This is a genomic window from Barnesiella sp. An55, assembly GCF_002161555.1.
Classification (GTDB): domain Bacteria; phylum Bacteroidota; class Bacteroidia; order Bacteroidales; family Barnesiellaceae; genus Barnesiella; species Barnesiella merdipullorum.
In genome coordinates this window covers 145,701-165,480 of record NZ_NFHZ01000005.1, presented here as the reverse complement: position 1 = coordinate 165,480, position 19,780 = coordinate 145,701, and the positions used below count along the sequence as shown (strand labels likewise).

The 19,780-nt window shown below is 53.9% G+C and carries 15 protein-coding genes; 8 read left to right on the top strand and 7 right to left on the bottom strand.

The window, feature by feature from the left end:
• Positions 1-95: 95 nt before the first annotated feature.
• Complete coding sequence (locus tag B5G10_RS04885) at positions 96-2,993, top strand: M16 family metallopeptidase (RefSeq protein WP_087423614.1); 2,898 nt, start codon at positions 96-98, stop codon at positions 2,991-2,993.
• A gap of 242 nt (positions 2,994-3,235) precedes the next feature.
• Here B5G10_RS04885 and B5G10_RS04880 read toward each other — a convergent pair whose 3' ends face one another.
• On the bottom strand, positions 3,236-3,787 hold the full coding sequence (locus tag B5G10_RS04880) for a DUF4251 domain-containing protein (protein ID WP_087423613.1): 552 nt from the start codon (positions 3,785-3,787) through the stop codon (positions 3,236-3,238).
• 297 nt (positions 3,788-4,084) lie between these two features.
• Here B5G10_RS04880 and B5G10_RS04875 point away from each other — a divergent pair, with 297 nt between their 5' ends.
• From B5G10_RS04875 to B5G10_RS04850, 6 genes are all read left to right on the top strand, one after another.
• Entirely contained in the window at positions 4,085-4,411 is a 327-nt protein-coding gene (locus B5G10_RS04875) for a septum formation initiator family protein (protein WP_158098776.1), read from the top strand.
• A 21-nt stretch (positions 4,412-4,432) separates the two neighbouring features.
• A complete protein-coding gene (locus B5G10_RS04870; protein WP_087423611.1) occupies positions 4,433-4,789 on the top strand; it encodes a hypothetical protein in 357 nt (118 codons plus the stop codon).
• Between the two features lie 320 nt (positions 4,790-5,109).
• On the top strand, positions 5,110-5,472 hold the full coding sequence (locus B5G10_RS04865; protein WP_087423610.1) for a BlaI/MecI/CopY family transcriptional regulator: 363 nt from the start codon (positions 5,110-5,112) through the stop codon (positions 5,470-5,472).
• Positions 5,473-5,496: 24 nt separating this feature from the next.
• Positions 5,497-6,771: a M56 family metallopeptidase gene (locus B5G10_RS04860; protein WP_087423609.1), complete on the top strand. Its 1,275-nt coding sequence runs from the start codon at positions 5,497-5,499 to the stop codon at positions 6,769-6,771.
• A 34-nt stretch (positions 6,772-6,805) separates the two neighbouring features.
• On the top strand, positions 6,806-7,270 hold the full coding sequence (locus B5G10_RS04855; protein ID WP_087423608.1) for an energy transducer TonB: 465 nt from the start codon (positions 6,806-6,808) through the stop codon (positions 7,268-7,270).
• A 118-nt stretch (positions 7,271-7,388) separates the two neighbouring features.
• A complete protein-coding gene (locus tag B5G10_RS04850; RefSeq protein ID WP_087423607.1) occupies positions 7,389-8,600 on the top strand; it encodes a PDZ domain-containing protein in 1,212 nt (403 codons plus the stop codon).
• 429 nt (positions 8,601-9,029) lie between these two features.
• On the opposite strand, the gene rodA is transcribed toward B5G10_RS04850, so the two are convergent.
• The 6 genes from rodA to purH all read right to left on the bottom strand — a co-directional run bounded on the left by rodA (position 9,030) and on the right by purH (position 16,348).
• Positions 9,030-10,481 (bottom strand): rod shape-determining protein RodA, encoded by a 1,452-nt coding sequence (gene rodA / locus B5G10_RS04845; RefSeq protein ID WP_087423606.1) that lies wholly within the window; start codon positions 10,479-10,481, stop codon positions 9,030-9,032.
• On the bottom strand, positions 10,462-12,324 hold the full coding sequence (gene mrdA, locus B5G10_RS04840; protein WP_087423605.1) for a penicillin-binding protein 2: 1,863 nt from the start codon (positions 12,322-12,324) through the stop codon (positions 10,462-10,464). The genes rodA and mrdA overlap by 20 nt, the downstream gene beginning before the upstream one ends.
• A complete protein-coding gene (locus tag B5G10_RS04835) occupies positions 12,308-12,826 on the bottom strand; it encodes a rod shape-determining protein MreD (protein ID WP_087423604.1) in 519 nt (172 codons plus the stop codon). Before B5G10_RS04835 ends, mrdA begins: the two co-directional genes overlap by 17 nt.
• A complete protein-coding gene (gene mreC / locus B5G10_RS04830) occupies positions 12,819-13,664 on the bottom strand; it encodes a rod shape-determining protein MreC (RefSeq protein ID WP_087423603.1) in 846 nt (281 codons plus the stop codon). Before mreC ends, B5G10_RS04835 begins: the two co-directional genes overlap by 8 nt.
• Positions 13,665-13,777: 113 nt before the next feature.
• Positions 13,778-14,797, bottom strand: a complete 1,020-nt coding sequence (locus tag B5G10_RS04825; protein WP_008861043.1) for a rod shape-determining protein — start codon at positions 14,795-14,797, stop codon at positions 13,778-13,780.
• A 27-nt stretch (positions 14,798-14,824) separates the two neighbouring features.
• On the bottom strand, positions 14,825-16,348 hold the full coding sequence (gene purH / locus B5G10_RS04820; RefSeq protein WP_087423602.1) for a bifunctional phosphoribosylaminoimidazolecarboxamide formyltransferase/IMP cyclohydrolase: 1,524 nt from the start codon (positions 16,346-16,348) through the stop codon (positions 14,825-14,827).
• Positions 16,349-16,562: 214 nt separating this feature from the next.
• On the opposite strand from purH, the gene B5G10_RS04815 reads away from it, so the two are divergent.
• Entirely contained in the window at positions 16,563-19,772 is a 3,210-nt protein-coding gene (locus B5G10_RS04815; protein WP_087423601.1) for a SusC/RagA family TonB-linked outer membrane protein, read from the top strand.
• Positions 19,773-19,780 lie beyond the last annotated feature (8 nt).

The following is a 19,780-nucleotide window of genomic DNA, read 5'->3' as shown; positions in this document are numbered from 1 at the left end:
GTCGAAAAATCGTCCCCAAGTTAGCAATTTTATGCTACTTTTGCTCGCAAGGTTTGCATTATTTTGACATTTTAATCACACAAAAACTTAACAATATGAAAATCAAACAACTATTGTGTCTTATCGCGCTATGCCTTTTATGGCTGCCTGGTAAAGCACAGCAATTGAGTGTAATGACCCTGCGCAACGGTGCCACGGTTTACATTTGGGAAGACAAGAGCAAGCCCGATGTATTCGGTATGGTTGCCTTCAAAGTAGGCTCGGTAGATGACCCGTTGCAATATACCGGTCTGGCCCACTACCTTGAGCATGTCATGTTCAAAGGCACCCAGACTATCGACGCCCTGGATTGGGAAAAGGAGAAACCCATCTACGACAAAATCATTGCCAAATATGACGAACGTGCCGCTACGACCGACCAGGCCAAACGCGATGCCATAGACCTGGAAATCAACGAGCTCACCCGCGAGGCCGCCCAATATGCCGCCGGTAATGAGTTCTCGCAACTGGTCGATCACATGGGAGGCAAAGGGCTGAATGCCAGCACCGGCTTTGACCAGACCGAGTATCACAACTCGTTCCCGCCCTCGCAACTCGAGAAGTGGCTCGAGATCTACTCCGAGCGCCTCATCGACCCCGTGTTCCGCGGATTCCAAACCGAGCTCGAGGCCGTGTATGAAGAGTACAACATGTACAACGACAACCGGGGTTCGCGTCTGGGCGAATTCATCAACGAGCAAGCCTTCGGCAGCCACCCCTACGGTCGCCCCATCATCGGTCTGCCCGAGCACTTGAAGAACCCCCAGCTGAGCAAACTCATCGAGTTCTACAACACCTGGTACGGTCCGCAAAACATGTCGATTATCCTCGTGGGTAATGTCGATACCAAAACGGCTATCCCCTTGATTCGCGAGAAATTCGAGCGTATTCCCCGCCGGGCCGAAATCCACCGCGAGAAACAACCCGTGCCCCAGTTCAAAGGCCGCACCGAGAAGAGCGCCAAGATATTCTACTACCCCATGCTGGCCCTCGTTTACAACGGTGTGCCCTCGAACGACAAGGATGAAATACCCTTGCAAATCTGCTGCGACCTGCTCTCCAACTCGCAGAAGACCGGTATCCTCGACAAGCTGCAACTCGACGGCGATATCATGAGCGTAGGCGCCGGGCAGAACTCGATGCGCGATGCCGGTGTGATCATGATCAATGCCATCCCCTCGTTCGACGCCAACCAAAACCGTTGGGACAGCCACAAGTCGGTCGAGAAGATATTGCTCACATCGCTGCAACAACTGCAAAACGGCGAGTTCGACGAGACCATGCTCAACTCGATCAAGCAGAACATGATTCGCGAATATGAACTGCAACTCGAGTCGAACGAGACCAAAGCCTACATTCTGGCTTCGCTCTTCAATACAGGCACCGACCCCTCGGAGATACTCAACTATTCCGATCGTGTAAATGCCGTTACCCTCGACGAGGTAAAAGCTACGGCCAAGAAATACTTCACCGACAACTATCTGGCCCTCAACATTCAGGAAGCCAAGAACCTCGACAGCAAAGGCAAGAAACTGAAGAAACCGGCCTACAAACCCATCGAGACGAAGAAGGGCGAAATGTCGGAGTATGCCAAATGGGTAGAGAGCATCCCCGTTACCCTGCCCGAGGTGAAATATTGCGACTTCAACTCGATTCAGCAAAAGCGCATCAACACGCGCAGCAAGCTGTTCTACAACTTCAACCCCGAGAACGACGTGTTCACCATGACCCTGAAGTATGGTGTGGGTACCCACCGCATGCCTAAACTCGAGTATGCCGTAGCCCTCATGAACAACGCCGGTATGCTGCCCGACATCGAGCCGCTGGCCATCAAACGTGCCATGGGCGAGCTCAACGTCAACTGCACCTATGCCGTCGATGACAACTATATGTATGTCATGATGAACGGATACGAAAAAGACCTGGTAAAAGCCTGCCAGTTGCTCTCGAAACAGATTCTCTTCCCCAAACTCGACGACAAGCAGCTGCAAAGCCTCATCGGTAGCGCCTTCGGGTCGCGACAGATGGAGAGCAGCGATATCAGTACGCTGGAGAGTGCCCTCACCTCGTATGTACTCTACAAAGACAGTTCCGACTACCTGCAACGTATTCCTACCCGCGACCTGCTCGACCTCTCGATTACCGACCTCACCACACAGTTCCAGGCCGCTACCAACTACGAGTGCGAAATCTACTACACGGGTACGGCACCCTTCGACGAGGTGTACGATGTACTGAGCAAAAACCTGCCCTTGAAAGCCCAAGAGATGCCCTCGACCTCGCCTGAACTTCGTCCGCGCGAACAATACAGCGAGAACACCATCTTCTTCTTGCCCAACAGCAAGGCTACACAAAGCAAAATCTACTTCTTCATCGAGGGCAAACCCTTCGACGTGAAAGACGATATCTCGATCGAAGCCTTCTCCGACTACTTTGGTGGCGGATTCGGTAGCCTCGTTATGGACGAAATTCGTGAAAAACGGGCCATGGCCTACAGCGCCTACGGTGTCATTGCCACCCCGTCGGTTGCCGGTCGCAACACGATGTTCCAAGGATTCGTAGGCACCCAGGGCGACAAGACCATCGATGCCATTGACATCTACATGAACCTGCTCACCAACATGCCTTCGATGCCCGAGCACTTCGACGTCGTGAAGACCAACATCAAAGAGTCGATACTCAGCGCCAAACCCGGGTTCCGCTCGGCCAGCGCCGTGTATGAGGCCTGGAAACGCATGGGCTACACCCAAGATCCGGCCATCGACAAGATGAAGAAAATCGAGACGCTCAAGTTTGACGACATCATCAACTTCTACAACGAGAACATCAAAGGCAAACCTATCGTTATCGCCATCGTGGGCAACCCCAAAGATTTCGATACCAAGGCTCTTGAGAAATATGGCAAAGTCGTGAAGGTTTCTGAGTCGAAACTCTTCTCCGAATCGGGCTTCTAAACCGCCACTTGCCTCTATTCAATAACAAAGGCTCCTGCCACCAGGCAGGGGCCTTTGCTTTTATCGGGGGACAATCGCTACCCCGGCAATAGAGGTGCCCCCCTCTGCCCAAGGACTGGAGCAACCCGAGAGAGGAGCGGGAGGGAGAAAAAATACCCATCCTCACTCCCCCGGGAGCGGGACGGGTATCCATTCCAAAAACATTTACTTCCGACGGTTACCGCCGGTCAATTCCGGTCGAATCAAAGGGGAGCTCCCTTGAACACACTGCTCTTGGCAAGCGGCAGAATCACCCCTCTGAGGGTTATCCTGTTGGAATTGAAGTTAGGCATAATATCCACCATAGCTTCGTTACTACCCTTGTAGAGCGTAATATCTACACGAGCCGAAATACCTACACCCGACACATTCATGGAAAGCAAGAGATTCCCCCGCTTGTCCTTCTTCAAGTCATAGTTCGTGAAAGTACCCTCGACGGTCACGCCACCCAGACCATTCAGTCCGCTGACGGGGACATTGAAAGCCGTTTGCACAACCGCATGGTCGTCTTTTACCGAAACGAAATTGGTATTGGATGCCACATAGGCCGTTTGGCCATACTTGAATATAACCTGGTCTGCCTCCAACGTAAAGGCCCGATCGTTGACAGCACGCTCGGCCTCGACATATTGCAAACTGTCGATGCGCTCTTGCAGTGCTTTCTTTTCGGCTTTGGTCAATTCTCGTTCTTGTGCTGCGGCGCCTCCTGCTCCTATAAGCAGAAGCATCGCCATCATGACTGCAAATCTTCCCATTGTTTCAATCTTTAATACCCGACAGGCTGCATTACCTGTCGGATACAAATATAACAAGCTTTATGCCATTTCATGTTAGTAATTGATTAACAAGACTTAAAGACTCAGAGAATTATACTATTTTAATCTATAGGCAATTAGATACAGCCAATAAGAAAATTTTCTTCACACTCCGTTACTGAAATTATGTCCGCTCGTGCAAGCAGACTTTCTCCAAGTAAGAACCCGGCACGATTGGTCGAACAAAATTTTTTTCGTACTTTTACCCCAAAAATAGGTGACCATTCTTTCGATGCGATGAAATTTGACAAAAGCAAGTTCGAAAAGAACAAAATACTCGAGTACGCACGCAAGCATTTCTCTCCGGGAAAAGCCGTGCTGGTCGTGTTTTTAATCTTTATCCTCTTTATCGACGAGAACAGCTGTATTCAACGCATCCGTTACGACGGCGAAATCAACGACCTGCGCCAGCAAATCGCGGCCCAAAACGACACGACCGACTATTACAACAGCCAGATTGAGAAACTGAAAACCGACAAAAACGTGGTCGAACAAATTGCCCGCGAACAATATTATATGAGTAAGCCCAACGAAGATATCTATATCGTCGAGCCTAAGAAATAACCCGCTAAAAACCAACCGAATATGAAACAGAACACTCGCGACATGCTTTTTATGGTATCGTCTATCGCCGTTATCGTCGGGGCCGCCCTACCGCTGTTCATGATCAAACTGCCGTGGGTTCCCTACCTCTATGCCTGCGGTGCTGCCGGCATGGCTATCTGTCGCCTCACATTCCGGTACAAGGGCAAAAATTTCAGACTGAAGAGGCTCTTCCATATCGAGACTTTCTCGTCGCTCTTCCTGGTGGCTTCGTCGTACTTCATGTTCCGCGACGATCCCGACTGGATAATGCTGCTCACCGTGGGTGCAGCCCTGCAGCTATACACCTCTATCCTCATTCCTCGCGTGGCCAAGAAAGAGAAAGAGGGCAACAATTAAAATTGTCCCCCGGCTAACCGGTCTTAAACCACCCCAACAGGGGGGAACGACCGTTCATGTCCAATTGTCGGCCCAACCGATTAACTGCTCCATCGCTCCCCGAAGTTCTCCCCCACTGGCTCCAGAAGTTGTCGCACCATACTTCTCCAGGAGTGACACTCCCCCTCTCTCCGCTCTGCACCGGTATTACAGAGGGGAATTAAATACAATAAAATCAGCCTATTAAATTCAACCGGCATAAAAAATTCATTATTTTATTTGTTATTCTACGAAATTTTCGTAGATTTGCGAAACAATCGTAATTAAGATTAAATAGAACCATGGACAAACTGACACACCAAGAAGAAGAGGTAATGCTCGCTATTTGGGAAAAAGGGCAAGGCATCATCAAAGACTTTCTCGAGAAACTACCCGAGCCGCGCCCACCCTATACCACGGTTGCCTCGGTAGTCAAGAATCTCGAGCGGAAAGGCTATCTGTCGAGCCAGAAGATAGGCAACACCTATCTCTACACGCCACACATCAGCCAGCACGAATACAAGAAAAAGTTCCTGTCGGGGATTGTCAAGAGCTATTTCTCCGACTCCTACAAAGAGATGGTCTCCTTCTTTGCTCACGAAAACAAGCTATCGGAGGAGGACCTGCGCCAAATCATCGAAATGATCGAGCGAGAGAAAAAATAAGACCACACCCAAAATCAAGACATCATGAACTTTCTGCTATATCTGCTACAAGTACACATCGCACTCACGTTGCTCTACATGGCCTACAAGGCACTGTTCAGCCGCGACACCCACTTTGCCATGCGACGGTTCTTGCTCTTGGGCATCCTTCTGTTTGCCATCACCTTCCCGCTATATCGCATCCCGGTCATCGGGCAGGCAGTTCCACAGGTACTGCAAGTCTCCCTATCCGAACTGCAGGTGAGCCCAACCGACGAAAACGCTACCCCAGCCACACTCGACCTCTACCGGCTGGCTGCCTGGCTCTATGGCGGCATAGCTCTGCTGCTGGGGCTGCGCATAGGCGTGCGATTAATCTCGATTATCGGGCTGCGCCTACGCGGCAAAATACATCGCCAGGAGGGACTGCGACTTGTCATCTGCCGCGACGAAATACAACCCTGCTCGTTCTTCAACTGGATATTCCTGCCAGCCTCGATGCTCCACAGGCCCGAGGCATTGGACAAGATATTGAAACACGAAGGAACCCACATCAAGCAAATGCACTCGGCCGACATTCTGCTGGGTGAGTGCATGGCGGCTCTCTGCTGGATAAACCCCGTTTCCTGGCTGCTGCTGAAGGAGATACGGCTCAATCTCGAGTATCTGGCCGACCGCACCGCCCTGCTCGACGAGCCCGAAACAAGGTCATACCAATACCTGCTGCTCGACTTGGTGAACAACAATCCAACGCACACGTCGGCCATCCCCTTCAGCCATTCGTTTTTGAAGGCGCGCATCGCCATGATCAACCGCAAGCGCTCCTCCCGGTGGTCGCTATGCCTCTACCCTCTGGTTGCTCCGCTTCTGCTCCTACTTATCGTCGGCAGCCAGAGTTGCCAGCAATCGTCGGGTCATAAAGTACAAAACGACAATTCGATACAGTCAACGACAAGCGGAGCTCAGCCCCAAACGGCCATACCCCGCGAGGTACCCGAGCAAGAACCCGTATTCGAAGTGGCCGAGGTGATGCCCGAGTTTCCCGGCGGCAACCAGGCTCTCTTCGAGTTTATCGCCGAGAATCTCAAATACCCCCAGGAGGCTATCGACAACCAGACCGAGGGGCGCGTAATCCTCCAGTTCGTGGTCGATAAAGAGGGAAAAGTAGGCCATATTCAAGTTGTTCGCAGCATCGACAAGATGCTCGATCAGGCTGCCATCGACGTGATGCACACGCTGCCCGACTGGAAACCGGGCAGGCAGAACGGCAAGCCGGTGAATGTGCGATATACCTTACCGGTTGTCTTCAAACTATCCTGACCAATTTGTACACCTTAAATAAAACTTTACTGCAATGAAAAAAGAACTGTTATTCTCTGTCCTGGCCTCCGTAAGCCTCCTGTTGGCCAGCTGTAATGCCAACCCTCAACAAACTGAAACAGCTGCTCCCAACGAATCCGGAGCTACCACCGAAACGGTTGCTCCGGCCCCAACCACACCCGACTCGGTATATGAAGTTGCCGAAGTGATGCCCGAGTTCCCGGGTGGCACGCAAGCCCTGTACCAAACAATTGCCCAAAACCTCAAGTACCCTCAAAACGCTATCGACGGCCACATCGAGGGGCGTGTGGTCCTGCAATTCGTGGTCGATAAAGAGGGAAAAATAGGCCATATTCAAGTTGTTCGCAGCATCGACAAGATGCTCGATCAGGCTGCCATCGACGTAGTGCGTACCCTCCCCGACTGGAAACCAGGCATGCAGGACGGACAGCCGGTGAACGTACGATATACCCTGCCCATTGCCTTCAAGCTTCAATAGTCTGAAAGCGAGACCTTTTACTACTCTTTGAAAATCGGGTCGGGTGCAGGAGAAGAAGCCGACCAGAGCTTCGTCCGCCCCTACCCGGTTTCAGTCCCTGCACAAACACGCTTCTGCCATGCAAAAAACAGTTTACTTCATCTTCCTTTTGGGGGCTCTGTGTCTTTCCAAAAGCCATGCCGCACGACCCGACGGCGCCATACCCTTTATCTTCGACAGTCATCTCTATCTGCAAGCCACGCTAAACGATACCGTACCGGTCACAATTATCTACGATACCGGGGCCGACTTCCTCTATCTCGACAAGGATTTTCTGAACCTGAACCACCTGCAAGACGCATTCGGCCGGAAAGGTACGGCCCACATGGGCGGTGCCGGCAGCAGCGACCCGCAGCGGGTCGACATCTTCATCGACCCGATCAAGATTCGGTGCGGCAGGTTGGACTACCAGAACAAGATAACCCCCATCATCGGGTTGCGCGATATTCTGGGACGATATATCGACGGCCTGCTGGGCAACACCCACCTGTTACAGGCCCCTTTGATGATTAACTTCAGCGAGTGCTACATTGCACCTTTGAAAGAGCCACTCCCGCCCGACTCACTCGTCAGCTACCACAAGCTCGAAGCCCGATTCGAAGAGAATCGCATCGACGTAAAAGCCCGTATGCAAATCGACTCTGCAAACGTGGTGGAAGGCTGGTTTCGCATGGATTTGGGCAGTGGTTCCACCGTCTCGCTCACCAACGAAACAACCTCGACGCTTCATCTCGACCAGATACCCAAGGCCTATTTCCGCACACAAGCCGGCGGCGTGGGTGGCGGTTCCGAAAATATGACACTAAGGGCCACCCGGTTCTGCATGGTCGATACACTCGACAATCTGGTCATAGACTGCTCGCTCAACCAGAAAGGAGCCTTATCGTCCAACCGTCCCTATGAAGGCATCATCGGCAATGAAATCTGGTCGCTCTACGATATAGTCATAGACCCGCTCCACGCCTCGGTATGGGTAAAACGAAATGCAAACAAAGGTACCTATTCCCAATCGTCGGTCTCACACATGGCAACCGTTGACCGCACAGACATCTGCGACGGCTGGATTGTCAACGGCCTCTATCAAGGCGGCATTGCCGAGCGGGCCGGCATCGAGATAGGCGACACCATCATAGCCATAAACGATCGGCCGGTGAAAGAGATAACCTGGAAGGAACAGCGAAACGGTCTGGGCCTCAAGGGCGAAACCCGATATACGGTCAAGAAGAGCAACGGCAATACAACCACTTATGTGCTTACTCAATCAAATTATATGACCTCACAAAATAGATAACGACTGAAAACCAAAGCGGCACCTCCCTCATCGGTGGTGCCGCTTTTTACTGATCGGACCGTTCGACACAGGCCCTTCCATCCGATTTTCCAGCATGAGGCGACCACTGCAAAAACTCTACCCCACGCTCTGCCGGCGAAGCCCAACCCAGGCGTGAATACCGGCTATCGGAATTTTCCTACTATGATAGGATACTGTCCCCCATTCTGATTACAAAAAAACTATTTTATTAGTTTTACACAGCAACAACTATTATTACAAATATAGAATAATAATTCAAAAATCCTATTACTCAGAGGCTCAATTAACTTTTCAGTTAATTTTTATTAGTCTTGCATACCCGCTCGTGCACGAGAGAGCAGGCTCGTGAAGGAAGGGAGGATACGGAGTATAACTCACTCGAAAAGAAGGATCTATACCCAGCTCCAATCAATGGCGCTCGGTGCGCGATGCATCGATGCGCAACAACACAAAGAGCAGAATAGTAAAGCCCCACAACGACGAACCTCCGTAGCTGAAGAAGGGCAAGGGTATGCCTATGACCGGACACAACCCGATGACCATACCCACATTCACCGCCAAGTGGAAGAACAGAATAGAGACCACACAATAGGCATAGACTCGACCAAAGGCCGAGTGTTGCCGCTCTCCAATGGTAATGAGTCGGAAGATGAGTGTCACGAAAAGCAGAATCACACCTGCGGCTCCCCAGAATCCCTCCTCCTCGCCGATGGTGCAGAAGATGAAGTCGGTATCCTGCTCGGGCACATATTTCAGTTTGGTCTGTGTCCCGTTGAGGAATCCTTTGCCCCAGAAACCGCCCGAGCCGATGGCAATCTTCGACTGATTCACGTTGTAACCGGCTCCCCGCAAATCCTCCTCCATGCCCAGTGCCACCTTGATACGCTTCTGCTGGTGAGGTTCCAGCACCTCGTTAAAGGCATAATCGACCGAGAAGAGAAAGACGACCGATACCAACGCCGTAGCCAGGATAGTGAGAACACGCAACGAACGACTCGAAAAATAAAGCACCAACAGATAGGCTACCGTAGCCACGGTGACACCCACGCATACATACAGCAGATTGAGCGCTACCCCGAAGTAGAGCAACGCGCCACACACTACCCCCACGGCCAAATAGCCCAGCATGAGATAGCGGGCCGCCCTGCCGTTTTTCTGGTAAAACAGCAACATGCCGGCTACTACCAGGAATATGAGGATAAACACCAGCACCTCGCCGGCGGCTACCGTCCCCCACATGAGGCTCGAATATTTCACCGCCACCACAAAATAGACTATGGCACACAACCCGTAGAAGAGGAAGAGGCCCGAAAGCCCCTCGCGGTACAACATGAAGATGAGCGAGGCAAAGACCAGAGCCGACCCCGTCTCCTTCTGGGCAATGATGAGTACGATGGGCAACACGATGATGAAGACGGCCTTGAACAGGTCGCGCCGGTTCTTGAGAGAGAATCCATAGGTGCCGAAGGTCTTGGCCAAAGCGAGCGCCGTGGCAAACTTGGCAAACTCGGCCGGTTGCAGACTCACCGGCCCCAGTACCAGCCACGAGCGTGACCCCTTGATGTCGGGCGCCAGGAATATGGTGGCTATAAGCAAGAGTATCAGGATACCGTAAAAGAGATAGGCATAGGTCTCATAGACCCTGAAATCGACCATCAGTATCATGAAGGCCAACATGAGCGAGAGTCCTATCCACATGAGCTGTTTGCCCGACCGCTCGGCAAAGTCGAAGATACTGGCATTGTCAAAATCGTAGCTGGCGGCATAGATACTCACCCAGCCGCAAAACACGAGGATGAGGTAGAGAATCACCGTCATCCAGTCGATCGAACGCCATATGTTAGTGCTTCTTGACTCCACTGTATATAATCGTGTTGGATTGTAACATACGCTCTTCGAGATACTTCCGCTCGGGAGCAATCTTGCGGTTCAGATACATCTCCATCATGAGGCTCCCGATGGGCACCCCATAGGTGGCTCCGAAACCGGCATTCTCGACATACACGGCAATGGCAATCTTGGGATTGTTCATGGGGGCAAAACCCATAAAGGCCGAGTGGTCCTTGCCGTGGGGGTTCTGCGCCGTACCCGTCTTGCCGCACACCTCGATACCGGGTATGGCACCGATGCGACAGGTACCACCGGTCACCGCCATGCGCATGCCCTCGACCACATAGTCGTAGTAGTGCGAATCGACCATTGTGTGCTTGGGAGTGGTAAACTCGGCATTAATCGTCGAATCCTGTATCTCGCGGATGAGATGGGGGGTGATGTAATACCCCCGGTTGGCTATGGTCGCCGACAGATTGGCAATCTGCAACGGAGTGGCCAGCACCTCGCCCTGCCCGATGGCAACCGATATAATCGTGAGGGCGCTCCAGCGGTTCTCGCCATATATGTTGTTGTAATAGTTGCTGTTGGGTATGAAACCGCGACTCTCGCCCGGCAGGTCGATACCCAGCCGATAGCCATAGCCCATCGAAACCAGGTAGTCTTTCCAGATGTTGAAGGCTTCGGCGGCCGACTTGTACTTGGTGCGGTTGTCGATCATCGACCGCAGCCCGTAACAGAAAAAGGCATTGCACGAAGTCTGCAAGGCAGGCAGCAGCGAGAGGGGCGATGCGTGGCCGTGACAACCCACCTTCAGCCTACCAGCCACAAAACCGTGGTAGCAGGGATAGAGCGTGTTCTCGGTAATAATACCCTCGTTGAGGAAGATGAGCCCCTGCGTGGGTTTGAAGGTCGAACCCGGCGGATAGGCCGCCATCAGAGCCCGGTCGTAGAGAGGCTTGTATTTGTCGCGATTCAGTTTCAGATAGTTCTTGCCACGCTCCCGGCCCACCAGCATCGAAGGGTCGTAGGTGGGACTCGACACCATGGCCAGAATCTCACCCGTCGAGGGCTCGATAGCCACGATAGCCCCTATCTTGTTCTGCATCAGCTTCTCGCCATAGGCCTGCAGCTCGATATCGATCGAGAGCTTCAGGTTCTTGCCCGACACCGGAGCCACGTCGTAGCGGCCATCCTCATACCGGCCCTTGATGCGCCCGTGAGCGTCGCGCAAGAGAATCTCCACCCCCTTCTCGCCACGCAGCACCTGCTCGTAGGAACGCTCGATACCCAGGTCGCCCGTGTAGTCGCCCCGGTTGTAGTAGTCGTCCTTCTCCATATCACGGGGCGAAACCTCACGGATATTGCCCAGCACATTGGCCGCTACGGGATAGGCATACTGCCTGAGCATACGGTTCTGAATAAAGAAGCCGGGGAAGCGATAGAGCTTCTCCTGCAAACGGCCATAATCCTGAGCCGAGAGTTGTGTCATGAATGTCTGCGGCGTATAGGAGGAGTAACCGGGATTGAGCCGGGGATTCTTCATATCCTCCATGCGCTTGTCAAACTGCTCGCGAGTGATACCCACCGTGCGGCAGAAGTCGAGCGTATCGAACGGTCGCACCTCGCGCACAATCATCATCACGTCGTAGGCCGGCTGGTTGAACACCAGCAGCTTGCCGTTGCGGTCATAGATAAGTCCGCGCGAAGGATACTGTGTCTTTTTGAGGAAAGCGTTGCCATCGGCATACTGCTTGTAATCGTCGTTAAGCACCTGCAACGAAAAGAGACGCACGATATAGATGCAGGCAATCGCCAGCACGATGCCTCCGATTACATATTTGCGTTTGGCCAGTTTATAATCTTTTCTCACGTCCCGTCTTCGTTAAGCTATCCATGCCCAAAACTACCAGGAATGTCAACGCCGTACTGGCCACGACACGCACGACGAGCCGCCCTATATTGAGCAGGCTCAACGACTCGACCAGAAACAGCACCACACAGAAGCAGAGCGAAAGCGTGAGAGCATAACGCACATACAGTGACATTCCAAAACTGCGAATCGACGGTATCGACTCGGCATAATCTTCGCCGCGAGGCGTATAGAGGTTCAACACCGGCTTGCGCAGGGCGGCCACAACCACACATGCCAAGGCATTCATGCCCGGCGTATTGCTGAAGATATCGATGGTGAGGCCCAGCAGAAAAGCCAGCGTATAAGTCCAGTTTATCGAGAGCGACAACGGCAGCCGCAGAATAAAGTAGATATAGAAAAAGGGAATGGCGACCCCAAACAGATGAATGTTGTTCCCGATCGTCACCTGCAAGAGCACCATGACGATAAAGAGAAAGATATATCGTAACCAATTACTCATCGCGGGCCTCCTTTTCCAATTTGTCCTGCTCCTCTTTCATGCGGTTCGAGATAACGCGTACATATCCCAAGCCCCCAAAGTCGGTACTCAACTCAACCCGCAAAGCATAGAAGTTGTCGTCGCGCTGCTTCTTGTAGTCGCTGATGATTCCTACCATCAACCCCTCGGGAAATACCGACGAGTATCCGCTGGTGACAATCGTGTCGCCCGGGGCAAACTCGACGTGGCGGGGCATCTCCTCGAGCACGGCATAGCGGGGATTCACGGCATCCCACACCAGCGACCCGAAGTAGTCGCTGCCCTTCACCTTGCAGCTGAGACGCAGCTTGGGATTCAAGACCGAGATGGCTACGGCATGATGCTCGCCCACCACGTTGATGATACCTACCACGCCATTCTGATCGACTACCCCCATCTCGGGTTCCACGCCTTCGGCACGACCCTTGTCGATGGTGATGTAGTTGTTGATTTGGGCCACGCTGTTGTTGACCACGCGAGCCACTACGAAATCGTAGTCGTGAAGCACCGAGTCGGCCGGAATCGTATCGGTTCCCGCGGCCGTGCGATAGCTGTTGAGCTGAGCCTTGAGGTTGAGTACCTCCATCTCCAGTTCACCGTTGCGCAGCTGCAAGTCGCGGTTGGCCTTGCGCAGACCCAGATAGGAGGTAACCTCCGACTGCAGGTCATAGACCACGACCGCCGCCCGGTTGGCCGACGAGAAATAGACGCTGCGCTGGTAGGGGTTGCGGTCAAACAACAAGACGCAACTTATCACTACATAGAATGTAAATACAATCCATGAGCTATGCCTCAACAAAAAATCGATCAAATTGCGCATGACATCGGCTTTTGACTACCAACAACGAGTTGCAAAGGCCTTTCGTACCTTTGCAACTCGTCTATACTGAAATGCCCGGCAGGATGGAACCTACTCTCTTCCAGTCGGGTAAGTTATCGAATGAGGAACGAGAACTGGTCGATATTCTTCAAAGCCACACCCGTACCCTTGGCTACAGCGTGCAAGGGATCTTCGGCAATGTGGAAGGGGATACCAATCTTGTCGGTCAACCGTTTGTCCAGACCTCTCAACAGGGCGCCACCACCGGCCAACCAGATACCGTTGCGCACGATATCGGCATAGAGCTCGGGGGGCGTGTGCTCGAGAGCGTTGAGCACGGCAGCCTCGATTTTCGAAATCGACTTCTCGATACAGTGGGCAATCTCCTGGTACGAGATGGGCACCTCCATAGGCAGGGCCGTCATGCGGTTGGGACCGTGCACCACATAATCTTCGGGGGGATTGTCGAGCTCGGTAAGAGCCGAACCCACGTTGATCTTGATCAGCTCGGCGGTGCGCTCGCCCACTTTCACATTGTGCTGGCGACCCATATACTCCTGGATATCGTTGGTCAGGTCGTCACCGGCCACCCGTATCGAGTTGTTCGACACGATACCACCCAGCGAAATCACGGCAATCTCGGTCGTACCGCCACCTATATCGACAATCATGTTTCCCTCGGGAGCCTGTACATCGAGACCGATACCTATGGCCGCAGCCATAGGCTCGTAGATCATATATACATCGCGTCCGCCAGCGTGCTCCGACGAGTCGCGCACGGCACGAATCTCGACCTCGGTACTCCCCGAGGGGATACCGATTACCATACGCAACGAGGGCGAGAACCAGTGGCTTTTCGAGCTCACCATCTTCACCATGCCGCGAATCATCTGCTCGGCGGCGTAGAAGTCGGCAATCACGCCATCGCGCAACGGCCGTATCGTGCGTATGTTTTCATGGGTTTTCCCATGCATCAGACGAGCTTTTTCCCCGACAGCCAACAGCTTGTCGGTTCGTTTATCCAACGCAACCACCGACGGTTCATCGACCACAATCTTATCGTTGTGGATAATCACCGTATTGGCCGTACCCAAGTCGATGGCTATTTCCTGCGTGAAAGAAAACAATCCCATAGGACTCTATTGTATTAAAAGTTTATATTAGTGTTTGAAGTGACGTATGCCGGTCATCACCATGGCTACGCCATGCTGGTTGCAATACTCGATCGACTCGTTGTCGCGAATCGATCCGCCCGGTTGTATCACGGCATCGACCCCGGCTTCGTGGGCAATCTCCACGCAGTCCGAGAAGGGGAAGAAGGCATCGGATGCCATCACGGCTCCCTTCAGATCGAAGTTGAACGAGTGGGCTTTCTCGATGGCTTGACGCAAAGCATCGACACGCGAGGTCTGCCCGATACCGCTGGCACAGAGCTGACGGTTCTTGGCCAGCACGATGGCGTTTGATTTGCTGTGTTTCACAATCTTGTTGGCAAACAGCAGGTCCTCGACCTGGGCAGGCGTTACGGCCTTTTCGGTTACCTGGCGCAACTCCTCGGGTTTCTCGCGATAGAGGTCGCGGTCTTGTACCAGCACGCCGTTGAGCAGCGAGCGGAACTGACGGGCAGGAGCCTGGAAGGGTTTCTGCACGAGGATGATGCGGTTTTTCTTCTGCTCCAGAACCTCGAGGGCCTCGGGGTCGTAACCGGGAGCGATGCATACCTCGAAGAAGATTTTGTGCATCTCCTCAGCCGTAGCCTTATCGACCGTGCGGTTGGTGATGAGCACACCGCCGAATGCCGATACGGGGTCGCCGGCCAATGCGTCTTTCCAAGCCTCGAGCAGCGTGTCGCGCGAGGCCAGACCGCAGGCGTTGTTGTGTTTGAGGATGGCGAAGGTGGTATCGTCAAACTCGGCAATCAACGACACGGCGGCGTCGATGTCGAGCAGGTTGTTGTACGAAATCTCCTTGCCGTGGAGTTGCTCGAACATTTCGTCGAAGTTGCCATAGAATACACCCTTTTGGTGGGGATTCTCGCCATAGCGCAACACCTTGGCGTGGTTGCCGGCATAGCGGAAGGCCGAGCCTTCGCCACCGTCGAAGTAGTTGAAGATGGCGCTGTCGTATCCCGACGATACGGCAAATGCCTCTTTGGCAAACCAGCGACGGTCTTCGAGCGAGGTATTGGCCCCCTTCTCTTTCAGCAACGACAGCAGCGGAGCGTATTGGGCCTTCGAAGCCACAATAACCACATCCTTATAGTTTTTGGCAGCGGCCCGTATGAGCGAGATACCGCCTATATCTATCTTTTCGATAATAGCACTCTCGTCGGCCCCCGAGGCTACCGTCTCTTCAAACGGATAGAGATCGACGATTACCAGGTCGATCGAGGGGATTTCGTATTGAGCGATTTGCTGTTGGTCGGTTTCATTTTCCCGGCGATTGAGGATTCCGCCGAAAACCTTGGGATGAAGGGTCTTTACCCGACCGCCCAGAATAGAGGGATAGCCGGTCAAGTCCTCGACTGCACCGCAAGGGATTCCCAGCGATTCGATAAACGACTGTGTGCCACCGGTCGAAATGAATTCTACGCCTTCGGCATGCAAGAGTTTCAAAATTTCGTCTAAGCCATCTTTATGAAAAACCGAGACAAGAGCTGTTTTAATTTTCTTATTTTCAAGCATAAAGCATTACACCATATAAATTTGCCACAAAAATACAAAAATATATAGGTTTTGCCTTGCATAATCGCCGAAAGTTTTTCACCAAGAGGCAAATCTTTTCTTCCCGGCTCGTTTTAACAGAGTTATCGCTGCCCGTAACCGAACAAAAGGAGTTTCGCTTTCGTTATCCTTTCTCAAAAAGCAAACCTCTTTAACCCAAGAAAAGAGAACGATTATGAAAAAGCTAATTCTTTTCCTGGCGCTGCTGGCCTGGACGGTTTCGACCCTCGGGGCTCAAGAGCGCACCATCACCGGCCAGGTGATTTTTGCCGACGATAACGAGCCTATCATCGGCGCCACCATTCTCGTGCCGGGTACCCAGATAGGTACCAGTACCGATCTCGACGGGAACTTTACCCTCAGGGTTCCCCCATCGGCCCGCGAGGTAGTTGTCTCTTACATAGGCATGGCCACCCGCCAGATTCCCATTACCGACCGCATGGAGATCGTGCTCGAGAATTCCGACCACAAAATCGACGAGGTGGTTGTGACAGCCCTGGGCATGAAGCGCGACCGCAAAGGGTTGGGCTACGCCGCCCAGGACTTGAAGGGCAGCGACCTGAACAAGGCGGGAACCACCGGCCTGTCGGATGCCCTGCAGGGCAAACTGTCGGGTGTGGAGATTGTTCCCTCGAGCGGTATGCCGGGGGCTTCGTCGCAGGTGGTCATCCGGGGAGCCCGCTCATTCACCGGCAACAATACTCCGCTCTATGTGGTCGATGGCATGCCCATTCAATCGACCCCCGACTTCTCGACGGGGCAGAGTGTGAGCGGTACCGACATCGCCGACCGCTCCATCGACATCGATCCCAACGACATCGAGAGTATCAACGTGCTCAAGGGGCAGGCGGCCGCAGCGCTCTATGGCATCCGGGCCTCGAACGGCGTGGTGGTCATCACCACCAAAAGCGGCCGGGGATTGTCGATTGGCCGACCGCACGTCACCTTCACCACCAACCTCAGCGCCGAGACGCTGTCGCGACGTCCTCAGGTGCAACGCCAGTGGGCCCAAGGCTATTACAGCAATTCGCAACAGGCCCTGCGCTTCGACCCCACCTCGTCGATGAGCTGGGGCCCCCGCATCGGCTCCCTGCCCGACGACCCCACCTATGGCGGCAACGTAGCCAACGAGTTCAACCAGTTCGACGCCTCGTCCACCCAAGGGCTCTACTATGTGCCCCAACTGGCCCAGGCCGGTGAAAACCCGTGGGTGGCTCCGGCCGTATATGACAACATCGACGACTTTTTCCGCACGGGTGTCACCTTCAACACCTCGCTCAACGTCAGCCAGCGGTTCGAGAAGGGCAACTACTCGTTTGGCATAGGCACCGCCCAACAGGACGGGGTCATCCCCTCGACCGGCCTCACCCGCTACTCGGTGCGGGGCATGGCCGAAGTGAACCTCACCGAACAGTGGAAGACCGGCTTCTCGGCCAACTTCGTGCGCAACAACATCGACAAGGCGCCCACGGCCAACAGCGGCGTGTTGGGTGCCGTTTATGGCGCACCGCCCAGCTACGACCTCAAGGGTATTCCCAGCGCGCTGCCCGAGGACCCCTACACCCAAATCAGCTACCGGTCGCTCACCTTCAACAACCCCTACTGGGCTACCCGTCACAACTCGTTCAACGAGAATACGCACCGCTTCTTCGGCAACACCTTCGTCGAGTTTACCCCAAAAATCAACTGGAGCAGCGACAAGAAGTTGTCGGCCCGATGGCAAATCGGAGTCGATGCCTACACCTCGCGCTACAAAAACATCTATGAGTACGGCACACAGGGGCAAACCGGCAGCATCGAGTCGAACAGCGTGACCAACGTGATTTTCAACTCGCTGTTTACCGTCAACTACGAGATGAACATTACCGACGACTGGCACCTCATGGCCATGGCGGGCAACGAAGTCAACCAGGAGAACAAGGGTATCTACGAGCACTACGGCCAGGGCTTCAACTTTGGCGGCAACCCCACGATACAAAACACCTCCATACAGAGTTCTTCGACCACCATCACGCGGGCCCGCACCGTGGGTTTCTTTGGCAACGCCACCCTGTCGTGGCGCAACCAGCTCTACCTCAACGTCACCGGCCGCGAAGATGTGGTATCGACCATGCCTCGGGGCAACCGGGCCTTCTTCTACCCCTCGGTATCGGCATCGTATGTTCTCACCGAGCTCGAACCCTTGCGGGGGAACCCCATCCTCACCTTTGCCAAGGTGCGGGGGTCGTTTGCCCAGGTAGGCCAGGCCGGCCGATACTACAACAACTACTACGTGCGGCCCACCTACACGGGTGGATTCTGGACCAACCCGCCGGTAGTCTATCCGCTCAACGGCATCACCGCCTATGTGCCCTATGCCGAACTCTACGACCCCGACCTCACTCCGCAGAACACCAACTCGTTCGAGGCGGGATTCGACGTGAGGATGTTTCACAACCGGCTCGCCGCCAGCTACACCTTCTCGCGACAGAACATCAAGAACCAGATATTTCCCGTGCCGCTGGCCGGATCGACCGGAGCCGCGCAATACCTCACCAACGGTGGCAAGATCCACACCGACGCCCACGAGATAGACCTGAACGGGCAACTCTACTCCTCGCCCGACATCACCTGGGACCTGGGAGTCAACTTCACCATCATCCGCAACCGGGTCGATGAGCTGGCACCGGGAGTGACCAACATCTTCCTTGGCGGCTTTGTCACCCCGCAGGTACGGGCCGGTGTGGGCGACTACTACCCGGTAATCTACGGCACCGCCTTCAAGCGCGACAGCCAGGGGCGCATCCTCGTCGATGAAAACCCCAACAGCGCCACCTACGGTATGCCCATGGCTTCGGGCAACCCGCAGGTCATCGGGCAGTGTGCCCCCGACTTTACGATGGGCATCAACACCTCGTTCCGCTACCGTCGCCTCTCGGTATCGGCCACCTTCTCGTGGCGGCACGGCGGCGACATGTACTCGGGCACCAACGGCTTGATGGACCTCTATGGGGTGAGCAAGAAGACCGAAGACCGCACCACCCCCTTTGTCTATCCCGGCTATAAGTCCGACGGCACCCCCAACGACATCGTGCGGGGAGGCGCCGACGATGCCGGGGCCTACGAAACCCTCTATGCCGACGTACTGGGCAACATCGACGAGGCCTACATCTACGACGCCTCGTTCTTCAAGATGCGCGACCTCACCGTCAAATACCAGTTTCCCCGCGTAGGGATATTCGACATCTCTATCTTTGCTTTCGCCCGCAACGTGCTGCTGTGGGCCAAGATGCCCAACCTCGACCCCGAGTCGTCGCAGGGCAACAACAACATGAGCGGCACCTTCGAGCGATTCTCCCTGCCCCAAACCTCGAGCTACGGAGGGGGGCTTACCGTAACTTTCTAACCTTCAAA